Consider the following 16,555-nt stretch of genomic DNA (forward strand, 5'->3'; position numbering starts at 1 on the left):
GGAATTTTTTAGGGAATCAAGTTAGCTGTTTCCTGTAGCTGCATCAGCAGTGCCTCACAATAGCGCTGCAAAGCTCCTTCGCTCATGGCCATAAACAGGAAAGGCTCAATGAGCTCGAGCTCCATCAGAGCCAACGCTCCATTCAGCTCGACACCATCAACACGTGCATAAAGACAGCCGGGCGCATGTTTGTCTACAATGTGCTGTGCTGCTACTAACAATGCCACCGGTGGTTCCGGCGTGTGCACGGTGCCTCCGTAAAAATGCTGCACCCGGAAGTCACCTGGTTTCACGGTTTTAAGTACAGTATGACTGTACTGTCCGTTAAAGAAAAGAAACGACCACTCCCCTTTCGTTTTGATTTCCTCTAAAAACGGCTGCGCCAGGAAGCTTTCCTGCTGCAACAGCTGGTTGATTATTTCTGTCTTTTCTTCTGCCTCTGTTAATGTAAGTGCAAATGTGTTTTTGGCACCGCCGCTTATAGCCGGCTTCACAATCACTTTCTCAGCACTGAAAGTTTTGAACAGCGCTGCTGCATCAAAAGTATCTCCCTTCTCCAGCCATACGGTGGGCACTACCTTTACGCCCTGCTCCTGCAGGTCCAGCAGGTAGCGCTTATTGGCGTTCCAGCGCACGATATCCACCGGATTCAGCACCCGCACATCCAGCTTCTCCAGCTCGCCCAGCCAAATATAGAATGCGTCTATTTTATCAAAATAATCCCATGGCGATTTCAGCACAATCAGGTCGAAACGGCTCCAGTCTACGGCTGGATCATCCCATATCTGAAAAGAAACATTGAGGCCTTTTTCTTTTAACAAATCTAGAAGTTTGCTGTTCTCCTCGTCAGAAATGCCACTATAATTGCCTTTATCTGTATATGTTATAAGCGCTATTTGCTGTGTATTCATTTTTGTATCATATTTGCCGCAAAATTATGCTTAATATCAGGGCCAAACAACCAGCGGAGGCATTTTAGCTATAACTTTTAAGCGGCTTCATCTCGTATGTAAGTATAATTCTTACCTGCACATTTTTACCCATTACTCTTATGTTTATGTTCCGCCGCAGTAGCCTCCGCTATACGTACAGCCTTTCTGTACGCCTGATGTTGCTGTTGCTTCTGGTAAATACTTTTGCGGTAGCCTGCAGCTCCGATACTGCCTCTGAAGAGCAGAAGTTTCTGCCATCCGAGCACAGCAGTACTGCCTTAGCTGACACTGCCTCTGCCCGCCGCCGTACGCCTGCGGCACCAACTACTATCAGCCTGCTAGGCAACCCGTTTGTAGACAGCCGCAGCCAAAGCAATAACCTGAGCACCTACATTGAACGTATCGACTCTGATTTGACCCTGGATGCGGATGCCATAGAGAACCGCCACAAGCCTGAGGTGACTGACACCATCTTCACGATCCGGTTCGGCAGCTCAATGATAGAGTTTTATGCCCCAAGCCAGTCAGGTGAACTACTTCTGCAGGTGGCAGATATTCAGAGCCGTGACATTATTCTGCGTGACAACCTGCGTGTAGGTATGGGGCAAACAGAACTCCTGAACAAGCTTAAGGCAACAAGCAAGGATTTGATCATCACACAGAGCAACAACCAGATAGTAGCCTCTAACCACGAAGGCGCTCCAACCTCTCTGCACTTCTTCCTCAAAAACGGCAAAGTAAGCCGCATCCGCTACGAAGGGTATGTAGATTAAGGTTGAAAAGTTTGATTGATAAACTACTAATTGTTGGGCCTAAAGGTCTATACATACTCCTGCACAGCTTCCTTTTTAAATTTTCATAGCCTCAAATCTCCAAATTGATACCTTTGCCCTAAATCAAACAACAGTATATCATGCGCATAGTGATTCAGCGGGTAACGCAGGCATCGGTTGTAATTGAGAATGAGGCAAAAGGCGAAATAGGACATGGCTTGCTGCTGCTGGCTGGCTTTTGCGGTGATGACACTGCGGAAGACCTGAAGTGGATGGCAGGCAAAGTGGCGCAGCTACGAATATTCGGTGATGCCGAGGGAAAGATGAACCTGAGCGTGCAGGACGTGCAGGGGGACATCCTTGTCATCAGCCAGTTCACCTTGTATGCCAACACAAAAAAAGGCAATCGGCCTTCCTACATCAATGCGGCTCCTCCTGCCGTGGCTATTCCGCTTTACGAGCGCTTTGTTGCTTTACTGGAGGAGGCCTTGGGAAAGAAAGTACAGACCGGGGAGTTTGGTGCCGACATGAAGGTATCCTTGCTCAACGATGGGCCTGTGACCATTGTAATAGACACAAAAAACAAGGAATAATTAAAATAAAACAATCTGTTCTAGCTAAACATATAGTGCAATTCTATATATTTAGAGCTAATTGCAAACAGTTTCACTTGGCTTTGCCTCCGGATATGGTTAGCAGAACGCACACCCGCTCATTAGGTATACTTGCTTTGCTGTGCTTTGCCTTATGGTTTTGCCCAGCCACTGTTGTGCTGGCACAGCAAACAGACAGCGCACAGACACAAACCTCCCCGCCACAGCGCTGGCTCATAGAAACCAAGGACGGCTCAGTGTTTCAGGGGACTTATCTGGGGCAGAGTGAAGCAGGCATCCGCCTGCTCACTGAGAGCGCCGGTGAGATTCTTATTCCCATGAGTGCCGTCAAGAACTTCCGGATTCTGAATGAGCGGAATTTCAAGAATGGGGAGTATTGGTTTGAGAATCCAAATGCTACCCGTTACCTCTTTTCTCCTTCTGCTTATAACCTGCGTAAGGGCGAAGCCTACTACCAGAACACTTACATCGTCATCAATTCCTTTAACTATGGTGTTACGGACAGATTCACTATTGGGGCTGGTTTTGAACTGATTTCCACGTTCTCGGGCACTCCTATTTTCTTCATTACACCTAAATACTCTTTCCCAATCAGTGAAAACTGGAATGCCGGGGCAGGCATACTTTATGCGAACGCAGCCGGTTTTGATGAAGAGTTTTCAGGCCTGGGTGTTGGTTACGGTATTGTTACCTATGGCAGCAGGGACAACAATGTTACGCTTGGTGCTGGTTTCGGCTATGTGAGTGGTGAAGCTTCCGGAGAACCTGTGATCAACCTGAGTGGCATGAGGCGGGTGAGTCGTAAAATAGCGCTGGTAACAGAAAACTGGTTTGTTCCGGCAGATGGCTACTACGGTGTTTACTCCTATGGACTACGCTTTATGGGTGAAAAGATTACCGTTGACCTAGCTTTCCTTAACAATGCTGATATTGCCCGGGATATTGTATTTATAGGGGTGCCTTATCTTGATTTTGTGGTTAAATTTGGCAAATAGATAACCCATACATTAGCAGGATGACCTTAGCCGAAGCACAAGCCATTGTAGATAAGTGGATACAGGAAAACGGAGTACGTTACTTCAACGAGTTGACTAACATGGCCATACTTACCGAAGAGGTTGGCGAGGTAGCCCGCATCATCTCACGGCAGTACGGGGAGCAGTCTTTCAAGAAAAGCGATGAAGGAAAAAACCTGGGCGATGAACTAGCCGATGTCCTGTTTGTGCTGATTTGCCTGGCGAACCAAACCGGAACTGATTTAACGGAGGCGCTGCGCAAAAACCTGGAAAAGAAAACCGCCCGCGACAGCGAACGACACAAGCAGAACAAGAAGCTTAGCTGAGTTAGAAAGTCATCTTGAGTTTGAAAGTTAGAGAGGTAGAAAGGTAAAGGATACTTAGCTGTCGCCGGTATCCAACCAGTGACATACGGTGGGTGCGAGTCTCCAGACTCGCTGAAGGATAACAGGAAGAGATTCCATACAAAAGAGAAAGGCCCGCCTGAACAGCGGGCCTTTCTCTTTTGTATGATGCAACTTTAGAAATCTTTAACCTTTTAACTTTCTGACTTGAGATGTCTTTCTAATTTTTCACAGCGGCCAGGTCTACCAACCTGTCGTGGCGCCACACGGGCAGCACCTCATACAGGTTATGCTGCAGGCAGAACTGGATGTCTTCATGAATACCTAAGTTCTCCAGCCTCCGCACATGCGACGACTGCTTCAGGAAACTGAATACATCTGATTTGGCGGCCTGGTACAGGTGAAGCGAAGCCAGGGTGGCGTCGTTTTCAAAGGCAAAGCTCTTCTCCAGGCACTCTACCAGGGCACCGGCAAACAGGGTATCTTCCAGGTTAAACTGGCCCTTCCAGCCTGCACACACCACTACCACGTCTATCTGCAGTTCTTTCAGATGGCTTGCTACCGTGCGCAAGTTTAAGAATGAACCCACTACTACCTCTTCGGCGGCCTCTGACAGGCGTATGGCGCGGGTACCATTGGTAGTTGTAATCGCAATTGATTGACTCTCTACGGCTCCGTTCATGTAGCTGAACGGGGAATTTCCAAAATCAAAGCCATCTGCTTTTATGCCATTGCGCTCGGCAGCCGTCAGGCAACCCTTTTGCGAGAAGGCACGGCACTCCTCCAAATCCATTACCGGGAAAATATCACGGGCACCGTGCGCAAACGCCGTTACCATGGTAGAGGTAGCACGAAGAATATCTACTGCCACCACCGCTTTTCCTTCCAGATCATACAAGTGTAGCAGCTCCGGGCTGTAACACACATCTATACTTGCCATCTTGTCTCGTTATTCGTTTAACGTTGCTCGTTCCCCTTTTACACGGATAACGAGTAACCAACAACTATTTTTTATAGAAAGGCAGCTTCACCACCTGTGCTTTCATGTCCTTGTTGCGCACGCGAACGAAAATTTCGGTGCCTACTTTGCTTAAATCCTGCGTTACATACCCTAGCCCTACACCTTTACCCAACGACGGTGCCATGGTGCCAGAGGTTACTTCTCCCACTTTTTCGCCTTCCTCATTCACAATATCATAGTGCGCACGCGGGATAGCCTTCTCCAGCATCTCAAAGGCAATCAACTTGCGTGTTACTCCAGCTTCTTTCTGTGCTTTGAGTTTATCTGCGTTTATAAAGTCTTTGTCGAACTTGGTTATCCAGCCCAAACCTGCTTCCAGCGGAGAGGTTGTATCGTTTATGTCGTTTCCGTACAGGCAAAAGCCCATTTCAAGGCGCAGGGTATCGCGTGCACCAAGGCCGATTGGTTTAATGCCGAATCTCCTGCCAGCCTCCATAACGGCTTCGAACACGGCTTGGGCATCTTCGTTCTTCACGTAAATCTCAAAACCCCCGGAACCTGTATAGCCTGTTGCTGATACAATGACATCCTGCACCCCGGCAAATTCGCCTTTCTCAAAGGTATAGTATACCATAGCCGGCAGGTCAATTTTCGTCAGCGACTGTAGTGCCTCAACAGCCTTAGGACCCTGCACAGCAAACAGTGACAGCTCATCAGAGATATTCTCCATCTCCACGCCATTGGTGTTATACTTGCTCACCCATGCCCAGTCTTTCTCAATGTTGGACGCATTTACTACCAGCATATACTCCTCCTCGCTGAAACGGTACACCAGCAGGTCGTCTACAATACCGCCTTCTTCGTTCGGGAAGCAGGAATACTGCACTTTACCATCTGTCAGCTTAGAGGCGTCATTTGAGGTGATGCGCTGAATCAACTCCAGGGCCTGCGGGCCGCGCAACATGAACTCGCCCATATGCGACACATCAAAGATACCAACGGCATTCCGAACAGTGTTGTGTTCTTCTATATCAGATGAATAACGCACAGGCATATTATAGCCGGCAAACGGCACCATTTTAGCACCAAGCGCTTCGTGCACATCATTCAGAGCAATCTTCTTTAGTTCCATGCGGTGTTATATGAGGTTCAGAGTAATTGTGGGGGCAAAAATAAGTAAATTAAATCCGCTTCCGAAATAAAATACCTCCGGTTACCAGCAACTGCAGCAGCAAGAACCCCTAACGCAGGCAAACAAAAAACAAAGACGTGCCCTGCTTGTTCAGGCGTATTCATTTTCCTTGACTTAGCTTCTCCTTTCTTCTGTGCTGCCTCCTTTTATATAGCCCTGAGCGCTGGCCAGACGCCAAGTTTTATTTCTTATTTCCCTTTCGGGCCCGGGCCAAAGCATCGGTTTGAAAGGTGAAATCATAAAACTGTTGTACCTTTAAATTTCAGCCATGCTATTGCATGCCGCTACGGTAAAGGAAAAGCAGCCTTAGATGAAACTTTCTTACAAACTTTTTGCAGGTTTCTTACTCATCTCACTCCTGTTTACGGCGGTAGCCATCGTCAACATCCGGCTCTCAGAAGATGTAGTTGACAACACCGTTTGGGTGGCCCGTTCCCAGATGGTGGTTCGGAACTCCGCTGCCCTGCAGCGCCACATTACAGATATGGAGACTGGACTACGTGGCTTTCTGCTGAATGGCAACGAAACGTTTCTGCAACCTTACGTACAGGCAAAAAAGAACTTACCCAAGCTGTTCAATGACACAAAGCCACTCATTTCTGATTCACCACAGCAGCTTGAAAAACTAAATGAGATATTTCGCCTGAAGAAGCGTCTTCAGGAAGTCTATGCTGAACCGCTCATTGCATTACAGCGCACTGATACGTTGGATACAGATGAGTTCGATGCGCGGTTAGAGATTCTCTTATTGGACGAACAAGCATTAATGGATACCATCCGCACCTCCTTCCGCGAGTTCAATGCTTTTGAGTACCAGATACGTAATGAGCGGCAAGACCGCCTTACCAAGAGCATAAGCAACACTAAGCAACTTTCTACTATCCTCACCGTCCTTTCTGTTATCCTTGGGCTGAGTTGGGCGTTCTATATCACCCGCCTCATAACAGACCGGATCATAAAAATGGTAACGTTGGCTGAACAAATATCGCAGGGAGACTACAAAACGCATATCGTTGACACTTCCCGCGACGAGTTGAGCCAGCTCTCCTACTCCCTTAACCGTATGTCGGCTACCATAGATGAGTCGTTTACTGAGCTGGACCGCAAGAACAAAGAGCTCGACCAGTTTGCCTATGTTGTATCGCATGACCTGAAGGCACCCTTACGCGGCATTGAGGTTGTGTCGCGCTGGGTAGAGGAAGACATGGGGGCACAGTTGCCGCCAAAAGTGCAGGAGTACCTCATGATGATGCGCATCCGGGTGCACCGGATGGAAAACCTGATAAACGGTATACTGGCCCTGGCCCGCATAGGCCGCACAAAACAGATTGAGGAAGAGGTGGATGTAAATATACTGCTGAGTGAGATAGTAGACATGCTTGCCCCTGCTACAGGAATCCGGATTGAGGTGCAGGAAAACATGCCGGTTCTGCATACAATCCGTATACAGCTGCAGCAGGTATTCAGTAACCTGATCAACAACGCTATTAAGTACCACAACAAGAGCGAGGGCCTGGTGAAGGTAACCTGCCAGGAAACGGGGTCGTTCTATGAATTTGCTGTCTCAGATGACGGTCCGGGCATTGCCCCGGAATACCACGAGCGGATATTTGTCATTTTCCAGACGCTGCAGGAGCGGGATGCGATAGAAAGCACCGGTGTTGGCCTGACGATCGTAAAGAAGATTGTAGAGTGGCAGGGAGGCACCATCAGGGTGGCGTCTCAGCCCGGGCAGGGAGCTACTTTTACCTTTACATGGCCCAAAAAGTGAGATGATTTTGTAGCTTTGTTTTCAGTATTATCAGAAGTACACAAAAAGATGAGTGATAAAGCAGCTAATATCCTTTTAGTAGAAGATGACTACCTGGATATTATGAACGTAGAGCGGGAGCTAAGCAAAATAAATGTTTCCCTGCCACTTCTGGTGGCACGCAATGGGCGCGAAGCCCTGAACATGCTGCGCGGTACGGAAGGTGCTGAAAAAATAAACCCTGCCCCCAGCGTTATTCTCCTGGACATTAACATGCCTAAAATGAACGGGCTGGAGTTTCTGGCAGAAATGCGCCGCGAACCGGAATTCAGCCATATTCCCGTCTTCATTATGACGACATCGAACGAGGACATAGACCGAATGGCAGCCCAGCGCCTGAACGTGGCAGGCTACATTGTAAAGCCACTTACCTTCGACAGCTTTGAGAAAAGCCACTCCTCCCTCGACAGCTTCAGCCTTTTCCTTGACCTGATCAAACTGAAACAATAGCTGCTCTGCTACTGCCTTACCTTAGGCTATTTTTACAGTAGCAACCTTAAAACATTTCCAGTTGCTTCGGCAGCATCGTAAACGACTGCCTGTGGTGTATGGTGGTGCCGTGGCTGATAATACCATCCCGGTGAAGTTTAGTCGGGTAGCCTGCATTCTGCTCCCAGGCGTAATGCGGATGCACTTCAGCCAATTCACACATCAGGTCGTCGCGGTAAGTTTTGGCCAGCACCGAGGCTGCCGCAATCGAAAGGTACCGGCCGTCTCCTTTCACCATACAAGCAAAAGGAATTTCCTCGTATGGCCTGAACCGGTTCCCGTCCACCAAGAGGTACTCCGGCTTTACAGGCAGCTTGTCCAGTGCTCTGTGCATGGCCAGGTACGTCGCGTTTAGGATATTTATTTCATCTATCTCCGCAGGTGAGGCTTCTCCAATTGCCCACGCCACGGCGTCTGCTAAAACATCCTTCCGCAGGTCTTCCCGCTGCTTTTTACTGAGCTTTTTGGAGTCGTTGAGAAGTGGGTGCCGGTAATGCACTGGCAATATAACCGCAGCCGCCACTACCGGACCGGCCAGGCAACCTCTTCCTACCTCATCTACTCCTGCCTCAATACTGTTTCCGCTGTGGTTTGATATCAGCATAAGTATGAATCTGGCACAAGTATAAAAAGAAAAACCCGCCAGTCAAACGATGGCGGGTTTTCATTAAAAACTTATCTTCTACCAGCGCCTCTTGTTCTATTCAGAGACGCTGGCCAGGAACATGACTATAGCGCCTTGTTAGTAGCCAACTCTGAGTTAGGCATTGGCCACACATAGTCAGTAGAAGTAGGGGCTACCGCTGGTGCGCTGATACCACTGCCTGTTTTTTCAGGGAATGCCTGAAGCGTTCTGGTAATGTCCATCGCCCGGAAGCCTTCTCCTAACAACTCGATGCGTCTTTCCTTCAGAATGGCATCAACTAAGCCTTCCTGTGTTAGCAGGGCATCAACCGGGAAAATATACGTTGCATCTGATCTATGTCGAACAGCAGAAAGAAGTGCAACGGCCTTTACCAAGTTGTTTGTTCTTGCAGCTGCCTCAGCATAGTTCAGCAGCACCTCAGAGTATCGGATTACCGGTACATAGTCAGAGAATGGAGCTGGCTTCACAAACTTTGCCAGGTAAACGTTACCGCCGGCGGTAACAACAAAATTCGTTTTTCTGGCATCTGTTGCAGGCCATGCTGCATCACCTACAATGCCGGATGCGTTCAGGTAGTACTCACCGTTTCCAACAGGGGCTGCATTAAAATAATAGCCCAACTGGTTCTGAGTACCCGGGGCATCCAGGTCAGACATTGGCATGGAGAACACAGACTCCGTTGTAGTATAGTTCACAAAAGGAACTGCCACATCTGCCTGTAAGGTGTGCGCCACACCCGATGGTGCCGTGAAAGGAGCAGCATCAGACACAATCTTCTGCGCTTCTTCCATTACTTTGCCATAGTTACCCATGTGCAGGTGCACTCTTGTTTTTAAGGCAATAGCAGTGTTCTTATGTGCTCTGGTCGTGTTCAGCGCTGGCGTGGCATAAGTAGCCGGAAGACCAGCCTCTGCCTCGTTTAAATCTTTTAGAATCTGCGTATAAACCTGCGACACCGAGCTACGTGCCAGGTCGTTATTTGCGGTGGAGGTTTCAGCCTGCAGGCGCAGTGGCAACCCAGGGGAATTACCGTTATCTGCATTAAAGGGCTTTGCATAAAGTGTTACCAGGCTGTGGTAAGAAAGCGCCCTCAGGAACTTAGCCTCTGCCTGGAACTGCTCATAAAGAGCCGGATCAACCTTGGCTTTGTTGTCCTCCAGGCCCTGCAGGAACACATTTATCCGGTTGATAGCCGCATAAGCTGCTCCCCAAAGGTTCTGCACTTCGTTCGTGCCAGACTGCACGTTTTGCTGCCATGTCTGAAGACCTGTAACACCATTCGTCAAGCGGTTGATGTATTCCTCGCCTCTGATCTCATTATAAACCACGAGTCTGCCACCATAAAACTGGCCATTCTTCACGGCATCGTAAAGTCCGTTTACCTGCCCCTGGATTCTTTCAGGTGTATCGAAGGCGTTTTTATCAGAAATAGAAGTTTCCGGCACCGGGTTTAGCAGCTCGTCTGTATCGCAAGCCACAAAAGTAAAAGGCAAAGCAAGAAACGCCATTCTAAGCAGGTAGTGCTTGCGTGCTTTTATATTTATATTCTTCATTTGATTTAAATTTAAAAGATGTTAGAAACCAACGTTTACACCCACAGTGAATGTTCTGCCTTGCGGTACAGAGTTACGCTCCACACCAGGTGTCGTGTTTGAGCTACCGTTTGTTGAAATCTCTGGGTCAGCACCAGTGTAGTTTGTCAGCACAAAAGCATTTAATACGCTTGTGTAGATTCTTAGTGAGTTGATGCCAGCCTTGTCAACAAGCGTAGAAGGAATCTTATAGCCGAGTGTTGCAGTCTGCAGTTTCAGGAAGTCTGCTTTCTCAACGTTCTCAGAGATAACGAGGGCAGAGCCGTTAGACACATTGTCACCGAATACCACGCGAGGGAAGGCAGTGCTCTTTCCTTCAGGCGTCCATCTGTCCAGCACATCCGTGTGGTTGTTCCAGAAGCGCTGATCCCTCAGACCTGCCTTTGTACCGTTGTAGATGTAGTTACCACCAGAGTAAGTGAAGTTCAGACCTAAGTCTATGTTACCATACTTGAATGTGTTCTGGAAACCACCAAACCATGTTGGCAGGGCACTGCCTAAAATCTTACCGTCACCGGCAGCAGTAATTGGGGCAGCGGTCGTACCGTCAAGAAATGTCCAGCGCTGTGATGCAGCAGCAGCATGGTTGTACTGTACCTGCTTGCCGTCTTTGTTGATGAAGATACGCTGGCCGTTTGCCGGGTTTACACCTGCTGTCTCCACACCGTAGATACTACCTACCGGCTCTCCTACACGGGTTACGTTTGTCATTTCAAGACCACCTGTGAAACCAAAGATATCGGCGTTTCCGTCAGAAAGCTCAGTTACTTCATTTTTAATAGAAGTGAAGTTCAGGTTTGTGCTCCAGGAGAAATTTCCTTTCGCAATAGGCGTTGCGTTGATGGCAAATTCAAAACCTCTGTTATACATAGAACCAACGTTCTTCAGAATCCTGTTGTCCGGAATACCTTTTGAAGGAGCCTGTGGCGCTTCCAGAATTAGGTTGTTTACATCGTTGTTGAAGTAAGTGAATTCGAACTGGATACGGTCGTTGAGGAAGCCCAAATCCATACCAACGTTAGTCTGCTCACTTGTTTCCCAACCCAGTTCATTGTTACCTGCCTGATCAAATACCAGAGTTGGCGCATCTGCATACAGTCCGGAGGCATAAAGGAACATGGAGCCATAGGCGTTCGTTAAGTTACCGTTACCTACTTTACCCCAACTTGCTCTTAGTTTTACGCTATTCGCTATGTTCGCCAATCCTGAACTCTGATAGAAGCTTTCTTCTGACAATGCCCATCCACCGGAAACACCACCGAAGTTACCCCACTTGTTGTCTGCAGATAGCGCTGAGTTACCATCACGGCGGAAGTTAACTGTCATAAAGTAACGCTTAGCAAAATCATAGCTGAAACGTGAGAAGCCAGACACAAAGGCACGCTCTCTGAAGTAATTGTTAGATGGAGCTATGTTTGTAAAGTTACCTTGGTATTCATTGAAGAAGTTATCTGCCACGCCAAATCGGTTGGCACCCCAGCCGCTGTTTTGAAATGCTTGGATGTCAGAACCAACTAACAATGACAGGTTGTGGTTTTCACCTATCGTTCTCTGTAAAGACAAGGTATTAGTCCAGTTCCAGTTGTCCAGGCGCTGCAGCGTGTTCGTTGCATTTCCTTTGTTAGAGAAACCGTCGCCGTGAAGCGGGTTCTGGAAGGAGATACCTTCGATGCTTGTTCTGTCTAATGAGTAGCTTGTTCTGAAATCAACTCCTTTTGCTAAATGTACATCCGCACCAAAAGATCCGAAGATACGGTCAGTCTCAGAAGTAAAAGAGCTCAGATCCAGCAGTGGAAGCGGGTTAGTGAAGCCAGACTGCGTTAAGTTAGCACCTCGGCCCATGGTGTTGTCAGTTCTGATGTTATAGGAACCGTCAGCATTTCTTGCAGCAACGTTCGGAGCCGTTACGATAGCAAGACGACCTAAACCGCTGGTATTGAAAGAGGTACCAGGGATAGATCCTGTATTTGGCGCAGAACTGAAAGCGTTAACATAGTTAGCAGCACCTGTCAGTTTCAGCCAGTCGGTTACTTTATGATCGATGTTGAAGCGAACAGCTTTTCTTGAGAAGTTGTTCTGCTTGATAAAGCCATCCTGGTCAGTAAGGTTAGCAGAGAAATAGTAAGTTGTTGACTCTGTACCACCAGAAATACTTAAGCTGTGGTTCTGAGAGTATGCTCTTCTGTAAACTTCCTTGTACCAATCCGTGTCAATCAGATTTCCGTCTGCGTCATACGAAGGGAAGAACAGCGCTGGAAGCACTTTTTCGTCGTCTGCTTTGCCACTCAGTATTTTCTGGTTCAGAACGGCTTCGTTCTTTATCATCATATACTCTTCAGCGTTCAGCAGGTCAGGTAACCTTGTTGCCGTTGTTGTACCGGCCCAAGCCTCGTAGCTAACCCTTGGCTTGCCTGTTTTACCTCTCTTTGTAGTAATTATTACAACGCCGCCAGCAGCTCTTGAACCGTAAATAGCAGCAGACGCAGCATCTTTCAGAATGTCGATAGACTCAATATCAGCAGGGTTTATGTCACCCAATGCATTGCTTGCAGCAGAAGTCACGGAGTTATCGCCTGTGTTAATCGGAATACCATCTACCACTATTAGGGGAGACGTGTTAAGCGAGATAGAGTTAGTACCGCGTATTCGAATCACGGGAGGGTTACCAAGTACACCGTTTGGCTGAATTATGTTTACACCAGCTGCTCTACCAGACATGGCCTGGTCGAAGCTCTGCACAGGCATATCCTTCAATTTCTCTCCTGAAACAGAAGCCGCAGAACCTGTAAACTCCTGCTTTGTCTGGGTACCGTAACCTACTACAATTACCTCTTGCAACTGCTTGTTGTCAACTGACAGGGCTACGTTAATAGAGCCGACATTGCCAACTTCCTTCTCCACGCCCAGGTAACCAATATACCTGAATATAAGTGTGTTGGAACCTGCTGGCACACTTAATGAATAAGATCCGTCAGCCCCGGTTGTTGTACCTACAGAAGTACCTTTTACTATAACTGCCACACCTGGCAGCCCTTGAGTTGTCGCCTGGTCGGTAACCGTACCAGTAACTGTTCTGCTCTGCGCATACGCCTGTTGTAGAAGCGTTAGTACAAGAACAAAACTCATGAGGAACATTTTTCTCATTTGTTGTTTGTAGTTAAAGTGAATAAAGTGAATTGAGGTTTGGTTTATTGTAATATTCAGGCAAAACGATTCCAGTAGCACTTTGGAAGTGCTAAGAAATATACCCTTCACGTGCAGGCTTGTCAAAAGCCTGGCAGCTTCGGAGTTCTATAATTTTATAAATATGTGCTTTTAATGATGTTTAGCCAGCGCGCTCTACAACAGACACAACCAAGCTAGAAAAGGATTGGGAGTAGCATCAGGTTCTAATAGATATTCTAGTGATATTATTTCTTAGCCGTCCGCTCTTGCTTCTTTCTTTTCCCAATATTATGCACTTACAAAATTAAAAACAAGAGGCTTAAAAAAATAAATTTTTTATCAGAACACGATTTATATTGATGTCTCAACAATAATATAGTTCATCTATTGTTACAGCGGCAAATAAATTATTCTATTTTTAAGCAAGCGCTCACTTCTCCTATAGCTAAACATAGCCCTTTGAGAACAAAAATGACAAATCCTTATTAATTTGATAAAGGTTAGTACTATTCCTGTATTCCAGAAACAGAGTAATTAAACACTCGTATGCAAGGACTTGTGTTATAACAATAAAGCACTATAATTTTTCTTGCAAAGAAGAAAGCTAGGAAGTCGATAATTAAGCCTGATTGATTTAGACTTTTTTAAAGAGGGTTTTAAATGGTAAATATAGTGGATTTGCTTACTCGGGGTGCTTGATTAAATAGAAAAGGCACCGGAAACGGTGCCTTTTCTATTTTGTCTTAGGTACTGTACAAGTCTTTACGCCTGCATTAAGTACGCTTTAATATATTCATCCAGGTCCCCATCCAGTACGTTCTGCACATCGGAGCGCTCCACACCTGTACGGATATCCTTGACAAGCTTATAAGGGTGCAGCACGTAATTCCGGATCTGAGAACCAAAATCGATGCGTTTTTTTGTACTCTCGATGCGGTCACGTTCCTCGTTGCGCTTCTCTACCTCTATCTGGTACAACCGGGACTTCAGCATGCGCAGCGCGTGCTCTTTGTTCATGAGCTGTGAGCGTTCAATCTGGCACTCAATCACGATGCCTGATGGCCCGTGTTTCAGGCGCACCGCCGTCTCCACTTTGTTCACGTTCTGGCCACCAGCACCACCCGAGCGGAAGGTGTCCCAATCGATATCGCTTGGATTGATTTCGATATTGATTGTGTCGTCAATCACCGGGTAAGAAAAAACCGAGGCGAAAGAAGTATGGCGGCGGCCACCGGAATCAAACGGTGAGATGCGCACCAGGCGGTGTACCCCTATTTCGGACTTTAGATACCCGTAGGCAAAGTCGCCGGTTATCTCCAGCGTTGCGGACTTTATACCTGCTCCGTCTCCCGGGTTATAATTGATCTGCTTCACGCTGAAGTTATGAGACTCTGCCCACATAATGTACATGCGCATCAGCATCTCGGCCCAGTCCTGGCTCTCGGTACCGCCGGCACCCGGGTTTATTTCAACGATGGCACTCAGTTGGTCTTCCTCGCCGCTGAGCATGCGCTTAAACTCCAGGCCCTCTACGGCATCTGTCGCTTTTTTGAACTCCTGCTTTATGTCCTCTTCTGAAACGTCTCCTTCTTTGTAAAAGTCGAACAGCACCTCAAAATCAGAAATGGTCTTTTCAACCGTTTCATAATGGTCTGTCCATACTTTTATGGATTTAATTTCTTTGAGGACTTTCTCAGCTGCTTTCGGGTCGTCCCAGAAATCAGGCGCTGTGGTTTGAGTTTCTGTTTCTTCTACTTGTTGTTTCTTGACATCGTAGTCAAAGATACCTCCTCAAGGCCTCAACTCTGGCCTTTAATTCCTTAACCTGTTCAGTTGTCATGGATTATAGTTTATAATATGAAATGTATTTACTTGAAAGGCAAAATGCTGGTGTATAAACCTTAGTAGCTTATACACCAGCATTTTAAATTTATTTTAGTCTTTACAGCGTGATTTTATACACCCAGTTATGTGTGTCCGGCACCTGGCCAGTTCTTATTCTGTTCAGCTCTGCCGCCACCTTATTGGAGATTTCACGTCCCTCTACCGCAGGAAGCTCATAGTCCTGCCCCTCATGGTGAATCAGTGCAATCTGTGAGATAATGGCCGCTGTTCCTGTTCCGAAGGCTTCGGATAGTTTACCGGCTTTGTGTGCGGCTATTACTTCATCCACAGAAACACGACGTTCCTCTACGGTATAACCCAGGTCTTTTGCCACCTGCAACACACTGTCGCGGGTAACACCATGCAGTATACTGGTGCTCAGGCTAGGGGTTACCAGCACACCGTCTATCACAAACATCACGTTCATGGTACCTGACTCCTCAATGTACTTGTGCTCACGGGCATCGGTCCAGATAAGCTGGTCATAGCCTTTCTCCTGCATCTTTTTAGCGGGCAGCAAAGCGGCTGCATAGTTGCCCGCTGCTTTGGCATAACCGGCTCCGCCTTCTGCTGAGCGCACATAGTGAGGCTCCACCGCTACGGTTACCGGCTTATCGTAGTACTTGCCTACCGGGCAGGTGATGATCAGGAAACGGTAAGTTAAAGACGGTCGCACCCCAATGAAGCTATCTGTTGCAAACATCAGCGGGCGGATGTATAGGGAGCTTCCTTCCTTGGAAGGTACCCAGTCTGCATCCACGCGCAACAGCTGTGAAAGGCCTTGCATAAAAAGATCTTCCGGTAACTCCGGCATGCAAAGGCGCTCAGCTGAGGAGTTAAGGCGCTTATGATTGGCTAAAGGTCTGAAAAGGAGGATGTCCCCGTTCTGGTCACGGTAGGCTTTCATTCCCTCAAACAGAGCCTGCCCATAGTGCAGGGATGATGTGGCAGGGCTCAACGACATGTTACCGTACGGCAGCACCTGCGGGTTTTGCCACTCGCCGTTTTTATAGTCCACCACAAACATGTGGTCGGAGAAAGTTTTCCCGAACTGAAGGTTATCAAAATCCACCTCCGAGATGCGTGACTGTTTTACACGCTCTGTAGCTATAGTTAGAGTATCAACTGACATATGGA

The 16,555-nt window shown here is 47.5% G+C and carries 14 protein-coding genes; 6 read left to right on the forward strand and 8 right to left on the reverse strand.

The genetic code is table 11. From position 1 onward, the window contains the following. Positions 1-8: 8 nt before the first annotated feature. The gene (locus ACFS7Z_RS19320; RefSeq protein ID WP_377488063.1) at positions 9-911 is read right to left on the reverse strand and encodes an ATP-grasp domain-containing protein; all 903 of its coding nucleotides are present in this window, start codon (positions 909-911) and stop codon (positions 9-11) included. Between the two features lie 140 nt (positions 912-1,051). On the opposite strand from ACFS7Z_RS19320, the gene ACFS7Z_RS19325 reads away from it, so the two are divergent. From ACFS7Z_RS19325 to ACFS7Z_RS19340, 4 genes are all read left to right on the forward strand, one after another. After that, the gene (locus ACFS7Z_RS19325; protein WP_377488066.1) at positions 1,052-1,705 is read left to right on the forward strand and encodes a hypothetical protein; all 654 of its coding nucleotides are present in this window, start codon (positions 1,052-1,054) and stop codon (positions 1,703-1,705) included. A gap of 140 nt (positions 1,706-1,845) precedes the next feature. Next, positions 1,846-2,298 carry a D-aminoacyl-tRNA deacylase gene (gene dtd, locus ACFS7Z_RS19330; protein WP_377488069.1) on the forward strand — a complete coding sequence of 151 codons (453 nt, stop codon included), beginning with the start codon at positions 1,846-1,848 and terminating at the stop codon, positions 2,296-2,298. A gap of 95 nt (positions 2,299-2,393) precedes the next feature. Further along, positions 2,394-3,314: a hypothetical protein gene (locus ACFS7Z_RS19335; RefSeq protein ID WP_377488072.1), complete on the forward strand. Its 921-nt coding sequence runs from the start codon at positions 2,394-2,396 to the stop codon at positions 3,312-3,314. Between the two features lie 20 nt (positions 3,315-3,334). Beyond that, positions 3,335-3,661, forward strand: a complete 327-nt coding sequence (locus ACFS7Z_RS19340; protein WP_377488075.1) for a nucleotide pyrophosphohydrolase — start codon at positions 3,335-3,337, stop codon at positions 3,659-3,661. A gap of 238 nt (positions 3,662-3,899) precedes the next feature. Here the strand turns inward: ACFS7Z_RS19340 and ACFS7Z_RS19345 are convergent, their stop codons facing one another. Together ACFS7Z_RS19345 and gcvT are read right to left on the reverse strand one after the other, a co-directional pair. Then, entirely contained in the window at positions 3,900-4,619 is a 720-nt protein-coding gene (locus ACFS7Z_RS19345) for a 2-phosphosulfolactate phosphatase (protein WP_377488078.1), read from the reverse strand. Positions 4,620-4,683: 64 nt separating this feature from the next. Beyond that, positions 4,684-5,772, reverse strand: coding sequence for a glycine cleavage system aminomethyltransferase GcvT (gene gcvT / locus ACFS7Z_RS19350; protein ID WP_377488081.1), 1,089 nt, complete (start codon positions 5,770-5,772; stop codon positions 4,684-4,686). A gap of 370 nt (positions 5,773-6,142) precedes the next feature. Between gcvT and ACFS7Z_RS19355 the strand changes: the two genes are divergently transcribed. Together ACFS7Z_RS19355 and ACFS7Z_RS19360 are read left to right on the forward strand one after the other, a co-directional pair. Next, positions 6,143-7,603, forward strand: a complete 1,461-nt coding sequence (locus ACFS7Z_RS19355) for a sensor histidine kinase (protein ID WP_377488084.1) — start codon at positions 6,143-6,145, stop codon at positions 7,601-7,603. A gap of 48 nt (positions 7,604-7,651) precedes the next feature. Continuing rightward, positions 7,652-8,092, forward strand: coding sequence for a response regulator (locus ACFS7Z_RS19360; RefSeq protein WP_377488087.1), 441 nt, complete (start codon positions 7,652-7,654; stop codon positions 8,090-8,092). A 46-nt stretch (positions 8,093-8,138) separates the two neighbouring features. Here the strand turns inward: ACFS7Z_RS19360 and ACFS7Z_RS19365 are convergent, their stop codons facing one another. From ACFS7Z_RS19365 to ACFS7Z_RS19385, 5 genes are all read right to left on the reverse strand, one after another. Beyond that, positions 8,139-8,735 (reverse strand): ribonuclease HII, encoded by a 597-nt coding sequence (locus tag ACFS7Z_RS19365; protein ID WP_377488090.1) that lies wholly within the window; start codon positions 8,733-8,735, stop codon positions 8,139-8,141. 125 nt (positions 8,736-8,860) lie between these two features. Beyond that, positions 8,861-10,330, reverse strand: coding sequence for a RagB/SusD family nutrient uptake outer membrane protein (locus ACFS7Z_RS19370; RefSeq protein WP_377488093.1), 1,470 nt, complete (start codon positions 10,328-10,330; stop codon positions 8,861-8,863). Positions 10,331-10,351: 21 nt separating this feature from the next. Continuing rightward, positions 10,352-13,513, reverse strand: coding sequence for a SusC/RagA family TonB-linked outer membrane protein (locus ACFS7Z_RS19375; protein WP_377488096.1), 3,162 nt, complete (start codon positions 13,511-13,513; stop codon positions 10,352-10,354). 783 nt (positions 13,514-14,296) lie between these two features. Further along, positions 14,297-15,374 (reverse strand): peptide chain release factor 2 gene (prfB, locus tag ACFS7Z_RS19380; protein ID WP_377488099.1). Its coding sequence is split into 2 segments (ribosomal slippage): positions 14,297-15,313 and positions 15,315-15,374, totalling 1,077 coding nucleotides; the frame shifts between segments, so codons are not numbered across the junction. Positions 15,375-15,476: 102 nt separating this feature from the next. Continuing rightward, complete coding sequence (locus ACFS7Z_RS19385; protein WP_377488102.1) at positions 15,477-16,550, reverse strand: branched-chain amino acid aminotransferase; 1,074 nt, start codon at positions 16,548-16,550, stop codon at positions 15,477-15,479. Positions 16,551-16,555: the final 5 nt, after the last annotated feature.

It is taken from the genome of Pontibacter toksunensis, assembly GCF_042686245.1.
Classification (GTDB): Bacteria; Bacteroidota; Bacteroidia; order Cytophagales; family Hymenobacteraceae; genus Pontibacter; species Pontibacter toksunensis.

Bases quoted from the DNA above. Each gene is read 5' to 3' on its own strand.
- ACFS7Z_RS19320 (WP_377488063.1), bottom strand. From the start codon at position 911: ATGAATACACAGCAAATAGCGCTTATAACATATACAGATAAAGGCAAT.
- ACFS7Z_RS19325 (WP_377488066.1), top strand. From the start codon at position 1,052: ATGTTTATGTTCCGCCGCAGTAGCCTCCGCTATACGTACAGCCTTTCT.
- dtd (WP_377488069.1), top strand. From the start codon at position 1,846: ATGCGCATAGTGATTCAGCGGGTAACGCAGGCATCGGTTGTAATTGAG.
- ACFS7Z_RS19335 (WP_377488072.1), top strand. From the start codon at position 2,394: ATGGTTAGCAGAACGCACACCCGCTCATTAGGTATACTTGCTTTGCTG.
- ACFS7Z_RS19340 (WP_377488075.1), top strand. From the start codon at position 3,335: ATGACCTTAGCCGAAGCACAAGCCATTGTAGATAAGTGGATACAGGAA.
- ACFS7Z_RS19345 (WP_377488078.1), bottom strand. From the start codon at position 4,619: ATGGCAAGTATAGATGTGTGTTACAGCCCGGAGCTGCTACACTTGTAT.
- gcvT (WP_377488081.1), bottom strand. From the start codon at position 5,772: ATGGAACTAAAGAAGATTGCTCTGAATGATGTGCACGAAGCGCTTGGT.
- ACFS7Z_RS19355 (WP_377488084.1), top strand. From the start codon at position 6,143: ATGAAACTTTCTTACAAACTTTTTGCAGGTTTCTTACTCATCTCACTC.
- ACFS7Z_RS19360 (WP_377488087.1), top strand. From the start codon at position 7,652: ATGAGTGATAAAGCAGCTAATATCCTTTTAGTAGAAGATGACTACCTG.
- ACFS7Z_RS19365 (WP_377488090.1), bottom strand. From the start codon at position 8,735: ATGCTGATATCAAACCACAGCGGAAACAGTATTGAGGCAGGAGTAGAT.
- ACFS7Z_RS19370 (WP_377488093.1), bottom strand. From the start codon at position 10,330: ATGAAGAATATAAATATAAAAGCACGCAAGCACTACCTGCTTAGAATG.
- ACFS7Z_RS19375 (WP_377488096.1), bottom strand. From the start codon at position 13,513: ATGAGAAAAATGTTCCTCATGAGTTTTGTTCTTGTACTAACGCTTCTA.
- ACFS7Z_RS19385 (WP_377488102.1), bottom strand. From the start codon at position 16,550: ATGTCAGTTGATACTCTAACTATAGCTACAGAGCGTGTAAAACAGTCA.